Below are 13,975 nucleotides of genomic sequence, written 5' to 3' on the forward strand. Positions count from 1 at the left end.
AGTGGCCGTGTCGTCGCGGGGCACCGGGCGGCCAATCACTGAAAGCCACACCCTCGGCACGAGCTTTTTGAGCCACACCCGGCACCCCTGGGCCTCCCGATCGTACGAATGATCGGAACGGACCCGCCAAGAAGGCACCTCTCTCAACGGCACGGGAGCCTCGTGCGTTGCGGGAGGCCACCCCGTCACCCGACCGGTGGCCACTCTGAAAACGCTCAGTGAGTTCAAGACGACGTACCACGACACCATGATCTACCACCCGAACGATCTTTGAAGACGGACCCTGGAGCATTCTGGACAGAACGCTCTAGCTGGTAGCCTCGTGGCGTGAAGAAAGTATCCTCGAGCGCCGATCGTCCGGCATCCGTGTCGGAGTCGTTGCCCGCCACGCGTGAGCGCATCGTGCGGGCGGCCTCTCGGCTGATGCAGCGCCAAGGCTATGACGGCACGGGAATCAAGCAGATCTCCCTGGAGGCCTCGGCCACGCTGGGCTCGGTGTATCACTTCTTCCCCGGCGGCAAGCAGGAGTTGGCCGTCGCCGCCGTCCGCCGCGGCGACCAGGAATTCCTGGACGAGCTGCGGGCCGCTCTCGACGCCCACCCCGAACCGGCACAGGCCGTGCGCGCCTGCGCGGTGCGAATCGCCGACGGGTTGCGCGCCTCCGACTGGCTCGACGGCTGCCCGATCACCACCACGGCACTGGGCACGGCAGGCCGCTTCCCCGACATTCAGGCCGCCGCGGCCGAGGCCTTCGCCCACTGGCACGCGCTGCTGTTCGAACGACTGTGCGCCGCGGGCATCGAGGAGACGGACGCCCGCGATCTGGCCTACACGGTCATCAACACGCTGGAGGGCGCCGAGTTGGTGGCCCAGATGCAGCAGGACGGCGAGCCGTTGAAGGTCGCGGGCAGGCATCTGGCCCGACTGATCGAGGGCTTCGTGCCGGCCACGAGCCAAAAGCGGACCCGATCGGACCGGGTCTGACCGGCTCGGACGGCCCGCCCGGGGGCGGGCCGCCCACGGCGGTTCGATCGGCACCGCAGGCATGCCACCGGCGCACGTCCGTCGCGGCGGGAACGGATCCCGTGCCGCGGACGGCCGTGCGCCGGTGGGCGCTACGCCGGTGAGTCTTCCCTACGCGGGCTTCTTGAAGATCTCCACCAGGCTGGTGGCGCTGTCCTCGGAGCGACCGGCCTCGATGCCGCGGCGGAAGATCTCCTGGACCTTGGCGGGCAGAGACGTGTCGACCCCGGAGTCCCGCGCGGTCTCCACCACGTGGTCGATGCTGGCCACCGCCATGGACAGCCGCTCGATGTCGCCGGCGTAGTTGCCCTCGTCGATGCGCGGCGAGTAGTAGCCGAGGAAGGCCGGCATCTGGGCGAGCTGGGGCGAGATGTAGGGCAGGAAGTCCTGGGCCTTGATGCCGTTGGCGTCGGCCACCGCCAGGGTGTGCAGCCAGGAGGTCACGGTGGTCCAGAACACGTTCAGCTGGAGCTGGTAGTACAGGGCGGCCAGGCCCGGGTCCTCGCCCTTGTAGTCGGTCTTGGTGAGGACCTGCAGGGTCTCCTGGCTCGCCTCGAAGGCGTCCTTGGGGCCGCTGTAGAACGTGAAGGACTCAGGGGCGCCGATGCCGGTGGGCGAGGAGTTCACACCGCCAGTGACGTGGCGACCGCCGTGGCTCTCGATCCACTTGGCGCCGGCGCGGGTCTTTTCCGGGGTGTCCGAGCTGAGGTTGACCACGGTCTTGCCCGCCAGGGCGTCGGTGGCCTCGCCCAGGATGGCGTACATCGCGGCATAGTCCGTCAGGCTCAGGATCACCAGGTCGTTGGCCTTCAGGGCCTCAGCCACGGTGGGGGCGAGCTTGGCGCCCTTGGACACCACCTCGCCGGCCTTGCTCGCGGTGCGGTTCCACACGGTCACCTCGTGACCGTTCTCCAAAAGGGCGCTGACCATCGCCTGGCCCATCGGACCGAGCCCGATGACGGTGACCGACTGCTTCGACATGAAGTACCCCTTGCCTTCGCATTTTCTAGATGGATCGTTCTAACGAGCCGCACGCTAGCACAGGACTAGAAGGAACGCTCTACTCAGTTGTGTCGGGACGTCGGTGATGCGTCGTCATGCGCTCCAGGACGGGCACGACGTCATGCGGGCTCGGCACGGCGTGTATCTCGCGCCGCAGGGACTGTGCGCCGCGACGGAAAGACGGTTCCTCGACGAGGCTGGTGACCATCTTTCGGATGTCGTCGACGGAGCACTCCTCGTGGCGCAGCAGCTGCCCTGCGCCGATGTCCGTCAGGAACCGGGCGCTGATCGGCCCCTCCATGATCTCTTCGCCGTCGATGGCGACGATCTGAGGCACCTCGGCGGCCGCGGGACCGGCACAGACACTGATCACCGTCGAGGCCGCCGGCGTGAACTTCGCGGACACCCACCAGACCGACGGCTCGTATCTCGACGCCGGCATGCTGCCGTACGCACCCGGAAGCGAGGTCGTCGACCGAACGCCGGACGGCCGGCGTGTCCTTGCCCGGGTGTCCGGCGGGTACGCGCAACAGGCCGTTGCCAAGGACTCCGCACTCGTCCAGATCCCGGACGACCTCGACGCGGGCCACGCCCTCGCCCTGATGACACAAGAGCTCACAGCCTGGCATCTGCTGCGCTCCGCAGCCCGGATAAGAACGCCAAGGGCAACCAGGCCAAACTCAAACGCCTCGTCGAACCCGGCACCCTCACCGAAGCCGGCACCGGCAACATCGTCAGAAAACAGCAGCCGAAGCCGCGACCTGCATCCCTGCCACAGGCATCAGCCAGAATCGGACATCAGCTCACGGGCCTCCGAAGCACCCCAGAACGGTCACCCGGTCGAAGCACCGCGCCTTCACGTCCTCCCTCGCGATCGTCCAGAAGACGTCACCGCCGAGGTGCAAGTTACCGAAGTCCAAGACGCCGCCATACCATTGAGCGAGAAGCGCCCAGTCGTCGGGACGAGGCCGTGCCCATGGGCTGGCCCGCCTGCCCTCCGGCTTCCCTGCCCTCCGTGCCGCCATGGCGGCGGACGCGGTGATGGGGTCGTCCTCGCCGTAGGAGTCCCTGGAGTATCCGTCGAGCTGCAGGTGAGTCTCGTCGCGACGGTACCTGTCCTCGTACAGCACGTCTGACCAGGCCTGGCGCAGTTCCCTGGCGTGCGGGTGCTCGACGGGGTCGACAAGCACCTCGTTGTCTGGCAGGGAGAGGTCGTACTTCAGCCGTAGCTCTGCGCGGTCATAGCCGCCGTCCCCAGGGCGTTCATCGAGGGGCGTGCCAGCGGGGACGTACATCACTCGGCCGGAAGCGTCAAGGTCGTCGGGATGGAGTCGGGCGAAGAAGAGGAGCCGGCCGTCGGGAGGCAGTGCCAGAGACGTTGCGTCGCCGGGCAGCGCGGCGAGGTCCAGCACCGCGATCAGGTGCAGCCCTGCCGGGAGTTGAGGAGCGTCGGCGGGGAGCAGGTTGGGCCCGCCGAAGTGGCCCACGACCGGCCCGTCCACGGTGGACGCCAGGGTGGCGCAGGGGCGGGCGGCCTCGAGCCACCTCTCCACCTCGGCGGACGGGACGCCGCCCGCGAGCGCCTTCTCACGAAACCGGTTCATCTTGTCGAGCATCTCGGGTTTCATACGGTGAACATAGTGGCGGGTACTGACTCATGGGCCGGACCATGACGTACACCGGGCAACTGCCGGTTCCCGCGGAGCGGCCGCCGACACAGCCCCCGGCCACCCCTCAGAGGGCGATTGAAGTGGGCAGATTGCCCTTTACGCCCTAGTGCGTTCCTCGCCAGGTGGGTGTCGTCCCGTCCGTTATGCGTCTGGTGAAATTGTGGATCGAGGCGATGTGGATCATGGCCTCGGAGCTGGCGGTGAGGGTCTCGCAGTCGCGGGCGAGGCGGCGGCGGTGCATGATCCAACCGATACTCCGCTCGACCACCCAGCGTCTTTTCACGACCTGAAAGCCGCGGGTCTCCGGGTTCCTGTTGACGACTTCGACGTCGATTCCGAGGCGGGCGCCGTGCTCGACGACGGCGTCCTTGAAGCCGGTGTCGACCCAGCTCTTGGAGACGGTGGGGTACGTCTCCTTCGCCTGGTCGAGGAGTCGGATTCCCAGGGCGTTCTCCGACAGGCCCGCGACGGTGACGGTCACGGCGAGGATGAGGCCGATCGTGTCGGTGAGGATGCCGCGCTTCCGGCCGACGATTTTCTTCGCGGCGGCCGTTCCCTGGCTGGTCAGAGACACGCTGGTGGAAGTCTTCACGCTCTGGGCGTCGATCACGGAGGCGGTCGGCCCGGGCTTGCGCCCTTCCTTCACGCGGGCCAGTCCGGTCAGGTCGTAATTGAGCTGGGCGAAGATTCCTTCGTCGCGCCAGGACGCGTAGCAGGCGTAGCCGGTGGCGTGGTTCGGGAAGTCATGCGGGAGGCACTTCCAGCAGATTCCCGTGCGGTTCACGTAGAGGATCACGTTGAAGACGTCCCGCAAATCGACTTTGGCCGGCTGCCCGGTGGGTCTGCGGTCGAGTCGAGCCTTTCTCCAGACCGCCAGCGTCGGCTCGACCAGGGCCCATCGGGCGTCGGACAGGTCGCTGGGGAACGGCCTGCACTCGGTCACGACGTAGCGTGATCACGAGTGAGGCGGAGGGCACGGTTCCGCAGTTCAGGCGGGCGAGGGACCGCAGCCGGATGCGGACCGTAGTCGCTCCAGGAGGAGTGTCACGCTGGTTGGCGAGGTGGCTCAGATCCGGGTCCGGGCCCGTGATTCCGGGCCGGATCGTCAGCGCGCCACCCCGACGTGACCGCCGGACCGGGGTGCGTGACACCGGTCGGCGTGACAGCGTGACAGTCACCCCTCGGTGATCACGGATGCGGTGCTACGTCCGGTGTCCCGTCTCCATTGATCTGGTCCGCGTCTCAAGTGACCTGGTTCACCCATGTACTTGAAGCGGACTACCGCTCGATGGAGTGACGCGATCTGCGTGCAGGCCATGGGGCTTTGTGGCCTGGACCCGTGTCGCCTATTCCCAACGGACGGCGTTCACCAGGCTGATTGCTTCGTCCAACTCGGTGCGTAGCGGGGAGAGCCGGGTGCGCCACATCTCGGCGCGTTCTTGCTGGGCGAGCCCAGGTGACCTGTCGACGTGGTTGGTGATGTGCAGGCAGTGGCCGTACAAGATTGTCTGTGCGACCCCGCTCACCGCAGCGGGCCCTACCATGCGCAACGCATGATGAGCTTCATGGAGCTCGTTCAAGGCCTCCTTCAGGTCCTTGAACTCAAGCTCGTCAGCTATGAGCGCGCGCCGGAACTGCGCCAACGAGCTCTGGAAGAGTTTGTACTCGGCGCGCCGCGCCTCCGCTATCCATCTCGCGCGCTCTGCTATCACCTGGTTGCGCGCCGTCTCCAGGGCGCTCCGGTGATTCGCCTCGGCAGCCTCTAAAGCAGTCCGGTGATTCGCCTCGGCAGCCGCCAGAGCAGTCTGGTGGTTCGCCTGCGCGACCGCCAGCGCGGCCCGGTGGCTCGCCTCGGATTGCGCCAAGGCGGTGCGCATCTGCCAGCGGGCCATCAGCACGCCCACGGGAATGCTGGTGAGAGCGACGGCCGCAATGACATCGGTAGGGTCCATGACACACCATGATGACCAACGGTGAACTCGACGCGCTCAGCAATCGACGGAATTCCTACAGCAGAACTGCCAGACCAAATCAACTGAGACAGCATCCGGCACCCACCCGCCCAGAACCACCTCACCTGAGCCTCCCGGTGTCCCTACGACTCAACTGAACTGGTCGTCGCCCGGCCACAGCTGTTACCACGGACCAGATCGTCAGAGACGGGACATCCAGGCCCGGGCGAGGAACGCGGCGAGCGCGCCGACGGCTTCGGGCTCGGTGACGGCGAGCCGGGCCGCGAACGCTAGCTGGTCGACATCGGCGTCGGGGACCAGGCGCGCGAGTTCGGCGAGCAGCGCGGCGTGCGCGAGGACCGGCGGCGTGAGAAGGCCGGCGGCTCCCTCGCGGGCGGCCGGTTCGCGGTAGTGCCCGAGGTGCGCGGCCAGGGCGTGCGCCAGCCAGGCGTCGACGTCGGCCTGGATATACCCGCCGGCTCGCCGGGTGAGTTCGTCCCGGACGGCTTCGTCTCCGGTACGGGGCCCGGTCTGCTCCAGCGTCTCCAGCCCGCGCAGCGCCTGGAGCTTGTCGGCGCGGGCCGCGATCCGGGCGGCTTCGCGCAGTTCGGCTTCCCGGGCGGCGGCCGCGGCGTCGGCGGCGGCGAGTCCGGCCTGGACGACGACGTCGGCGTCCGGGTCGTAGACGGTGCCCGGGACGGCGCCGGCGAGCAGCTGGTCGATGCGCTCCCACTCAGGGGCTCCGCCGGGCCGCGGACGTCGTCGGCCAGGCCCTCGTGCCGGAACGCCTGCCGGGAGTCGAACCGCGCGTCCTCGAGGGCCGCCGCGACGGCGCCGGCGTCCATCCCCTTCGCCCGGCGCCGGTCGACCCGGCGGCCGATGCGGGCCGGGTCGACCGGCTCCCGGGGCACGGTGGGGCGAGTGGTCGACGGGTACCGCCGCCGGGCAGCCACATCCTGGTCATCTCCGGCCTCGCATTCGTGGTGAGGAATCAGAGCGGGCCGCCACCAGAGCGCCGTACGACGACCCGCCGGATTGAACCGAAGCTCAGGAGCTGTCACCAACGGGACCGGTTGAGCCGGCGAATGGGGACAGTCGAAGCAGCCTGCTTGTCACACACAAGGCATCCCACTTGTCACAGACCCTCATTCAGCAGACCTTCTGTCACCAGAAACGAAGATCGGGAGCCTGAGGTTCTCCGCAGAGCTTCGATGATCTCGTTGATGCAGCGTTCGGCCGTGTTGCGCTCCTTGTACAGGGCCGCATCATGACTGACGGGGCGTCCACCACGCGAACCGCGCTTCATGACTAAAACGAGCGGCTGAGCCTCCGACAGGCGCCCGGGCCTGTCTTGGGCAGTTGAAACGGGGCGATGGCCAAATAAGGGTCGTCATCTCAGCACTTGCGGAGAAGGCATCTCGCGGGGATGCGGCCGACGCTATCCTGACCCGCCCAAGAATCTGGTCCATCCAAGGGGGAACAATGAGCAGATTCGGCACCGGGGCGAAACGGATCATGTCCGCAGTAACGGTTGTCGTGGCGACGGCGGGCATCAGCACGGGCGGTGCGGGTGTGGCGTCGGCGACCGACCCCGCCGATGCGCCCCCCGGTTACGCGGGTCCGTTCTCCTACTGCCAGGGCAGCCGATACGACGCCGTCCACCTGGGAGACGGTCATGCCTACATCGACGTCTACTGGACCTCCGCAGGCAGCGGCCAACTGTGCGCGATGACCTACGACGTGGCAGTGGGACGGCACAACATGGAGGTCCGCATCCGCCGCACAGACTGGCAGACCTCCTGGTATGACAACGGGTTCTACGACAAGTACGCCGGCGCGATCTACGTCGGCGGCATGGAGGGACGCTGCGCCTACATCTCCGGGTGGGTGGAACACGACGGCCGGAGGTACTCCAACGGTGAGACCTTCTGCCCCTGACCCACACGTCCGTCGCGTTCACCCGGGGCCGGCCGGACGACCGTGCCAACCAGCCTCACCCGACGAAACCCTGCCCGTGCCCTCTGAGGAAACGATCAGCGGTCGCCGGAGGCCGGACACAGTGAACCAGTTGTCGACCTGTCGCGCTCAGGCTCAACCGCCCACAACACCGTCGGTGACAACCAGCCTGCCTATGTGACAACCACCGTGCTTCGGCTCAACAGACAGGTGAGCCAAAGCACGATAGGTGTCACCATCGCGATCCGCTGAGCTGCGGCTTCCGTCGGATGAAGCACCGTAGTTGCCACCGATACAGCATGCTACCTGTCACCAATAGCGGGCGGAGCAGAGTTGATGTCACCGCCTCTAGCCACCTGTGCTGCCCCAACTGTCCCGGTCGCGTCAGGTGCATTCGTTCATTACGTACGGCAGCATCTCTGCGGCTTCAGCCTCGCTGTAGTCGTGCTCTCGGAGTTGCTCCAGCGCGCCAGCCATGTCGGCGTTGCCGTCATCGTTACCCGCGTATGCACAGACGCGCTGCTGCTCTTGCTCTGTGAGGCCCGCCCACCGGTGCTCCACGGCGTTGAGATCAGCCTTGCCGACTGACGGTGTAGAGGTGGAGGGGGACGCGCCCTCCTTCGAGGAACAGGAGACAAGGGCTGAGCAAAGAACTAACAGGACGGCGGCCAGGCGACGCACTGAGACTCCCTCCGAGGTACCTCGGAGGACTGTATCCAGTGCCAGCTCTGGACGGGCGGGCTGAGGCCGAGCAGCGTGCACCGCCGCCCTACAGCCTCGCCCAGCAGGCAACGCAACGAAAGCCCGACGGCCTCAGTGCGGAAGGGCGCCGGTGACCGACCAAAGCCGCTTTGTCCGGCCGTCCTGGTGACAACAAGCTGCCTTCGTGACAACTATCGTGCTCAACAGGTGTATCGCAGTCGTGTAATCCGTGCTGCTAAAACGCTATGTTGAGCCACTCCACGTCTGCGAATTTCACCTCCAAGTCCGCCCGGCCGCCACCGCCTTGACGGAAATAGGCGTCCGCGATGGCCTCCGCGAGCGCGACATGCAGATCGCTCTCCGTCGCACCCCCCTCCTGCGCGGCGAGGATGGCGGCCGCGTGGGGGGGGTGACGGCGACGGTGATGTCCCGTACCCGGCCCGCGTCCGAGGTGCCCTCCGGACCGAGGCCGAAGTACGCACGGCAGGAGATGACCAGCCCGCCCGAGGACGCCGCGCGCTGCTTTGCCTGTGCCCTGACCTGCGGTTGCCATTCCGACTCGGTCTCCCGCACCAGCGCCTCCTGGAGGCGCTGGTGCGGCTTGGTGGAGGCACCCGAGAGCTAGCGCTGCGCCGTCCTGTGGGAGACGCCGAGGCGCTCCGCCAAGCTCTTGGTGGAGCCCTCTCCCGCTTGCGGAGGAATTTCATCTGGGCTCGCGCGGATTTCGGCGCGGGCCGGGTGAACAGGACCCGCTCCGCGAGGGCGAGGCCTTCCATGATCTTGGCGCGCGTCCGGGCCGCGCGCACCAGTGGTCGCGGACGGCGGCGGCCATACTCTGCTGCTTCAGCAGGTCCTCGCCGAACCGGCCTGGGCGAAGGAGCTCTCGGACGAGGACAGGCGTCTCGACCTCGGCCTGCCGGTCGCCGTACCCCGCCCACGTACGCCGGCGACCGCCGACGACCAGCCCGTGACGGAGCCCCGCCATGCCCGCTGACAGTACGAGGGCAACGTCGAGAACATCGCCCTGGACTCTCCCGCCCGCGCCAACCTCGGCCACACCCCTGTATCCCCAAGTACGGGTTCAGGCGGCTCACTGGAGGGCTCGGGCGCAAGCGCGGTCACCAGGCGCAATCCGCAGTCACCACGTAGGCTGCCCACAGGGAGTCGTCGCTCGCGGGAGCACTCATGGCGACCGTTGATCCAGGTATGCAGGGGCGCGAGGCGTACGAGCGGCTGGCGTGGCGGGACGCGTATGAGCAGTTGTCGGCCGCCGACCAGCAGGGCCCGCTTGAGGCCGATGATCTTGACCGGATGGCGCGGGCGGCGTACCTGATCGGAGCCATCGACGCGGCGACCGAGACCTGGGAGCGGGCCCATCACGCGTTCCTGGAACGAGGGGACGCGGCGCCGGCCGTACGGTGCGCGTTCTGGATCGGGCTCACGCTCGTCCTCCACGGCGAGCACGCCCGCGGCGGCGGATGGCTGGCACGGGCGCAGCACATCCTCGAGGACGCGGCGCCGGACTGCGCGGAGCAGGGCTACCTGCGCATCCCCATGGCGCTGCAGGCCCTGAACCGTGGCGATCCCGAGGCAGCGCGCCACTCGTGCGTGGAGATCACCGAGATCGCCGACCGATTCGACGATGCCGATCTGCGGGCGTTCGGAAGGCTGGGGCAGGGCCAGGCCCTGGTCGCGCAGGGCCGGGCGGCGCAGGGCGTGGTGATGCTGGATGAGGCGATGGTGGCGGTGACCACGGGAGAGGTGTCGCCGGTCACCGCCGGAATCGTCTACTGCGCCGTGATCCTCGCCTGCCGAGGGATCTTCGACCTCCGTCGCGTACAGGAGTGGACGGCGGCGCTGAGCCGTTGGTGCGCCACGCAGCAGGGCCTCAAGCCGTACCGGGGCCAGTGCCTGGTGCACCGTTCGGAGATCATGCAGCTGCGCGGCGAGTGGGCCGATGCCATGGACGAGGCGCGGCAGGCGTGCGAGCACCTGTCCGAACCGCCCGGTGACCCGGTGCTGGGCATGGCGCTGTACCAGCGTGCCGAGCTGTTCCGGCTGCGCGGCGAGTTCTCCCGGGCCGAGAGCTGCTATCGCGAGGCCAACGCCTTGGGGCACTCGGCGCAGCCGGGCCTGGCGCTGCTCCGGCTGGCGCAAGGCCGCCTGGATGACGCTGCCGCCGCGATCCGCCGGACGGTCGGGGAGACCGAGGGGGCGGAGGAGCGGCCCAGGGTGCTGGCCGGCTGTGTGGAGATCGAGCTCGCCGCCGGAGCCGTCGAGAACGCTCAGGCCGCGGTGGACGAACTCGACAAGATCGCCGCCGGTTTCGATTCGCCGTACCTGCGGGCGCTGGCCGCGTACGCGCACGGTTCCGTGCTCCTTGCCGCCGGTGAACCGGAGTCCGCGTGCGTCGCGCTGCGCCGTGCGTGGATTGCCTGGCACGAAATCGACGCTCCCTACGAAACGGCACAGGTGCGGCTGCAGATGGCGCGGGCGTGCCGCCGGATCGGCGATCACGACACGGCCGAGATGGAGCTGGAAGCCTCCCGCCGGGTGCTCGAGCAGCTGGGCGCGGTACCGGCGCTGGAGCAGGTGCGGCAGCTCATGCGCCCGGCGGGCAGGGCCGCGCACCCGGGTCCCGGTGGTCTGACCCCGCGCGAGGTCGAGGTGCTCCGCCTGGTCACGACCGGTGCTTCGAACCGGGAGATCGCGGACCGGCTTGTCATCAGCGACAGGACGGTGGCCCGGCACGTGAGCAACATGTTCACCAAGCTGGGCATCTCCTCACGGGCCGCCGCCACCGCCTACGCCTACGAGCACGATCTCGTATAGGGCGTATAGGTCTCACATGGGTCCCGTACGGGCGTACAGGTCCCGTATAGGCCGTACAGGTCCCGGCCGCCTGCACAGAAATACCCACACGGCGTGCGACGGTCGAGTTGGTTGCTGCGACCGATGCGGGCAGCGCCGTCCGACGCGGACTCTTTCCTCATAGGCCCGACAGTCTCGAAGGCCTGCTGGGCCCTGATGAAGGGAGGCCGTGATGAGGACTGAGGAAAGGGCCACGAGCCCGGAGCCGTCCGCCGGTCAGCAGACCCGCGACCAGCTCCTCTCCGCGATGCCGCTGACCGAGCGGCAGGTGCAGCTGGCGACGGTGTCCACCGCCGTCCTGGAAGGCGGTGACGGCCCGCCGATCGTGCTGCTGCACGGGCAGGGGGAGTTCGCCGCCATCTGGATCAAGGTGGTCCCCGACCTGGTCAGGACCCACAGGGTGATCGTTCCCGACCTGCCGGGGCACGGCGCCTCCGCCGTCACGGAGGGCCGACTCGACGCCGACACGGTCGTGACCTGGCTCGACGAGCTGATCGAGCAGACCTGTCGGGGGAGGCCGCCCGTACTGGTCGGCCACCTCCTCGGCGGAGCCATCGCCGCCCGGTACGCCGCGCACCACAGCGGCCGCCTCGCCCAGCTGATCCTCGTCGACACGCTGGGTCTGAGCTTGTTCCGGCCGGCGCCGAGCTTCGCGGTGCCCATGATGGGCTTCGTCGCCCATCCGACAGCGAAGAGCCGGGACCGCCTGTTCAACCGGTGCTTCTACGACTGGGACCGGGTGGGCGAGCAGACGGGAGAGCAGTGGGAGCCGCTGCTCGACTACGCCCTGGACCGGGCCCGCACACCGAGTGTGCAGACGGCGCTCCGCCAGCTCATGCCGCGGGTCGCCATGCCGTCGCTCCCGTCCGGCGACCTCGACCGCATCGACGTCCCCACCGTCTTGATCCACGGCCGGCATGGCCTCCAGGTACGACTGCGGACGGCCGAGTCGGCGAGCGCCCGGCACGGCTGGCCGCTGTACGTGATCGAGGACTGCCGGGACGATCCCGCCATGGAGCAGCCGGAGGCCTTCATCGACGCGCTGCGCACTGCGATGGGGGCATCGGGAGAGACACGGAGAGAGGCACCGGGAGCGGCACCGAAAGCGGCACCGGGAAGGGATTCGGGAGCGAAGGGGTCGGCATGAACACACGAGGGTTCGAAGTCGCCGGGTTGGGCGGCGGCCACGTCGGCCTGACCTCCGCGCAGGTCGAGCAATTCGGCACCCGGCTCGAAGGGCCGTTGCTCACGGCCGGGGACGAGGGCTGGGACGAGGCCGTCCTGGTCTGGAACGCCATGGTCACGGCGAAGCCTTCGCTGGTCGTCCAGGCGGCCTCGGCCCAGGACGTGGCCACCGCCGTCCGGTTCGCCACGAACCACGGCCTGCTGTTGAGCATCAAGGGCGGCGGCCACAACATCGCCGGAACGGCACTCGCCGACGGCGGGCTGACCCTCGACATGTCCCGCATGCGCGAGGTGACCGTGGACCCGGCCGCCCGCCTCGCGCACGCCGGTCCGGGATGCCTGCTGCAGGACATCGACCGGGCGACCCAGCAGTACGGCCTCGCTGCGGTGCTCGGGTTCGTGTCCGAGACGGGAGTCGCCGGTCTGACCCTCGGCGGCGGATTCGGCTACCTGACGCGCCGGTTCGGCTGGGCGGCCGACAACCTGGAGGAGGTCGAGATCGTCACGGCGGACGGAAGGATACGGACCGCCGACCGGGCGGAGAACCCGGATCTGTTCTGGGCGATCCGGGGCGGTGGCGGTAACTTCGGCGTCGTCACCCGCTTCACCTTCCGGCTGCACGAGGTCGGCCCCGTCATCACCGGCGGCCTGGCCGCCTGGAGTGCCGACCGGGCGGACGAGGTGCTCGCGACGTACCGGGAACTTACCGCGGCCGCTCCCCGCGAGCTGACGGTGGTGGCGGTCATCCGGCTCGCGCCGCCCGCGCCGTTCGTCCCGGACGAGTGGCACCTCAAGCCCGTCGCCGCGCTACTCGTGTGCCACAGCGGCGCGAACGCCGAGGCCGACCTCGCCCCGCTGCGTGCCCTTGGAGGGCCGATCTTCAACCTGATCGGTGCGAAGCCGTACGTGGCTCAGCAGTCGATGGTCGACGCGATGGAGCCCAAGGGGCTGAACCAGTACTGGAAGGCCGAGTTCCTCCCCGGCCTGCCGGGCGCGTACCTCCCCACCTTCCGGGACGCCGCGCTGGAGGTCGCGTCCCCCCTGTCCTTCTCTGTCATCTTCCACCTCGCGGGTGCGCTGAACGAGTCCGCCGGCGACGGTGGAGCGGTCGGCAACCGGGAAGCCCGGTTCATCAGCGGCTTCTCCGGAGTGTGGCCTCCGCAGGCCGATGGCGACCGGATCGTGGCCGCCGTCCGCAAGGGATGGGAGAGGATCCGTCCGTTCTCGACCGGCGGGAACTACGTCAACTTCCAGCTGGCCGAGGACGACGCCACCAGAACCGCCGATGCGTACCGGGGCAACTACGAGCGCCTCCGTCAGATCAAGGCGGAGTACGACCCAGACAACGCCTTCCGCGTCAACCGCAACATCCGGCCAGGCAGATGAGGGTGTCGTCCTGATCTGCGGCTCCAACACGCCGCCGGAGTGCATCGCCCCGACGGCGACCACCGTCTTCGGTGTCCACAAGATGTGGCGGCAGGGAAGCGCCACCCGCCGGGAAGCTGTCCGTGGGGCCCGAGCGGACGTTCGGGGCCCACGGAACGGGGTCCGGGGGGCGGGGGGGGGGGGAAAAGGCGGTCGGCGGGGGGCGCCCGCGGCCGCGCGGGGAGGCCG

13 protein-coding genes are annotated in these 13,975 nt (G+C 68.7%); 7 read left to right on the plus strand and 6 right to left on the minus strand.

Features of this window, described 5'->3' with window-relative positions; translation table 11 throughout:
* The first annotated feature begins 327 nt into the window (after positions 1 to 327).
* Positions 328 to 984, plus strand: coding sequence for a TetR/AcrR family transcriptional regulator (locus ACFW48_RS36280; RefSeq protein ID WP_386322549.1), 657 nt, complete (start codon positions 328 to 330; stop codon positions 982 to 984).
* Between the two features lie 150 nt (positions 985 to 1,134).
* Here ACFW48_RS36280 and ACFW48_RS36285 read toward each other — a convergent pair whose 3' ends face one another.
* The 5 genes from ACFW48_RS36285 to ACFW48_RS36305 all read right to left on the minus strand — a co-directional run bounded on the left by ACFW48_RS36285 (position 1,135) and on the right by ACFW48_RS36305 (position 5,647).
* Positions 1,135 to 2,004, minus strand: coding sequence for an NAD(P)-dependent oxidoreductase (locus ACFW48_RS36285; RefSeq protein WP_386322551.1), 870 nt, complete (start codon positions 2,002 to 2,004; stop codon positions 1,135 to 1,137).
* 79 nt (positions 2,005 to 2,083) lie between these two features.
* Complete coding sequence (locus ACFW48_RS36290; protein ID WP_386322553.1) at positions 2,084 to 2,467, minus strand: nucleotide disphospho-sugar-binding domain-containing protein; 384 nt, start codon at positions 2,465 to 2,467, stop codon at positions 2,084 to 2,086.
* A 361-nt stretch (positions 2,468 to 2,828) separates the two neighbouring features.
* Positions 2,829 to 3,653: a DUF1963 domain-containing protein gene (locus ACFW48_RS36295; protein WP_386322555.1), complete on the minus strand. Its 825-nt coding sequence runs from the start codon at positions 3,651 to 3,653 to the stop codon at positions 2,829 to 2,831.
* Positions 3,654 to 3,798: 145 nt separating this feature from the next.
* On the minus strand, positions 3,799 to 4,638 hold the full coding sequence (locus ACFW48_RS36300) for an IS5 family transposase (RefSeq protein ID WP_386322557.1): 840 nt from the start codon (positions 4,636 to 4,638) through the stop codon (positions 3,799 to 3,801).
* Between the two features lie 403 nt (positions 4,639 to 5,041).
* Positions 5,042 to 5,647 carry a hypothetical protein gene (locus tag ACFW48_RS36305; protein WP_386322559.1) on the minus strand — a complete coding sequence of 202 codons (606 nt, stop codon included), beginning with the start codon at positions 5,645 to 5,647 and terminating at the stop codon, positions 5,042 to 5,044.
* 348 nt (positions 5,648 to 5,995) lie between these two features.
* Here ACFW48_RS36305 and ACFW48_RS36310 point away from each other — a divergent pair, with 348 nt between their 5' ends.
* A complete protein-coding gene (locus ACFW48_RS36310; RefSeq protein ID WP_386322561.1) occupies positions 5,996 to 6,634 on the plus strand; it encodes a hypothetical protein in 639 nt (212 codons plus the stop codon).
* Positions 6,635 to 7,162: 528 nt separating this feature from the next.
* The gene (locus ACFW48_RS36315; protein ID WP_386322563.1) at positions 7,163 to 7,585 is read left to right on the plus strand and encodes a hypothetical protein; all 423 of its coding nucleotides are present in this window, start codon (positions 7,163 to 7,165) and stop codon (positions 7,583 to 7,585) included.
* 402 nt (positions 7,586 to 7,987) lie between these two features.
* Here the strand turns inward: ACFW48_RS36315 and ACFW48_RS36320 are convergent, their stop codons facing one another.
* Entirely contained in the window at positions 7,988 to 8,284 is a 297-nt protein-coding gene (locus tag ACFW48_RS36320) for a hypothetical protein (protein WP_386322565.1), read from the minus strand.
* Between the two features lie 829 nt (positions 8,285 to 9,113).
* Between ACFW48_RS36320 and ACFW48_RS36325 the strand changes: the two genes are divergently transcribed.
* The 4 genes from ACFW48_RS36325 to ACFW48_RS36340 all read left to right on the plus strand — a co-directional run bounded on the left by ACFW48_RS36325 (position 9,114) and on the right by ACFW48_RS36340 (position 13,747).
* Positions 9,114 to 9,299 carry a hypothetical protein gene (locus tag ACFW48_RS36325; protein WP_386322567.1) on the plus strand — a complete coding sequence of 62 codons (186 nt, stop codon included), beginning with the start codon at positions 9,114 to 9,116 and terminating at the stop codon, positions 9,297 to 9,299.
* Positions 9,300 to 9,490: 191 nt separating this feature from the next.
* Complete coding sequence (locus ACFW48_RS36330) at positions 9,491 to 11,137, plus strand: LuxR C-terminal-related transcriptional regulator (protein WP_386322569.1); 1,647 nt, start codon at positions 9,491 to 9,493, stop codon at positions 11,135 to 11,137.
* A 211-nt stretch (positions 11,138 to 11,348) separates the two neighbouring features.
* Entirely contained in the window at positions 11,349 to 12,323 is a 975-nt protein-coding gene (locus ACFW48_RS36335; protein ID WP_386322571.1) for an alpha/beta fold hydrolase, read from the plus strand.
* Positions 12,320 to 13,747 carry an FAD-binding oxidoreductase gene (locus ACFW48_RS36340; protein ID WP_386322573.1) on the plus strand — a complete coding sequence of 476 codons (1,428 nt, stop codon included), beginning with the start codon at positions 12,320 to 12,322 and terminating at the stop codon, positions 13,745 to 13,747. The genes ACFW48_RS36335 and ACFW48_RS36340 overlap by 4 nt, the downstream gene beginning before the upstream one ends.
* The last annotated feature ends 228 nt before the right edge of the window (positions 13,748 to 13,975 follow it).

Source organism: Streptomyces sp. NPDC058812, from assembly GCF_042744565.1.
In the GTDB taxonomy this organism is placed as follows: Bacteria; Actinomycetota; Actinomycetes; order Streptomycetales; family Streptomycetaceae; genus Streptomyces; species Streptomyces thinghirensis.

Bases quoted from the DNA above. Each gene is read 5' to 3' on its own strand.
- ACFW48_RS36335 (WP_386322571.1), top strand. From the start codon at position 11,349: ATGAGGACTGAGGAAAGGGCCACGAGCCCGGAGCCGTCCGCCGGTCAG.
- ACFW48_RS36290 (WP_386322553.1), bottom strand. From the start codon at position 2,467: ATGCCGGCGTCGAGATACGAGCCGTCGGTCTGGTGGGTGTCCGCGAAG.
- ACFW48_RS36330 (WP_386322569.1), top strand. From the start codon at position 9,491: ATGGCGACCGTTGATCCAGGTATGCAGGGGCGCGAGGCGTACGAGCGG.
- ACFW48_RS36315 (WP_386322563.1), top strand. From the start codon at position 7,163: ATGTCCGCAGTAACGGTTGTCGTGGCGACGGCGGGCATCAGCACGGGC.
- ACFW48_RS36340 (WP_386322573.1), top strand. From the start codon at position 12,320: ATGAACACACGAGGGTTCGAAGTCGCCGGGTTGGGCGGCGGCCACGTC.
- ACFW48_RS36305 (WP_386322559.1), bottom strand. From the start codon at position 5,647: ATGGACCCTACCGATGTCATTGCGGCCGTCGCTCTCACCAGCATTCCC.
- ACFW48_RS36285 (WP_386322551.1), bottom strand. From the start codon at position 2,004: ATGTCGAAGCAGTCGGTCACCGTCATCGGGCTCGGTCCGATGGGCCAG.
- ACFW48_RS36295 (WP_386322555.1), bottom strand. From the start codon at position 3,653: ATGAAACCCGAGATGCTCGACAAGATGAACCGGTTTCGTGAGAAGGCG.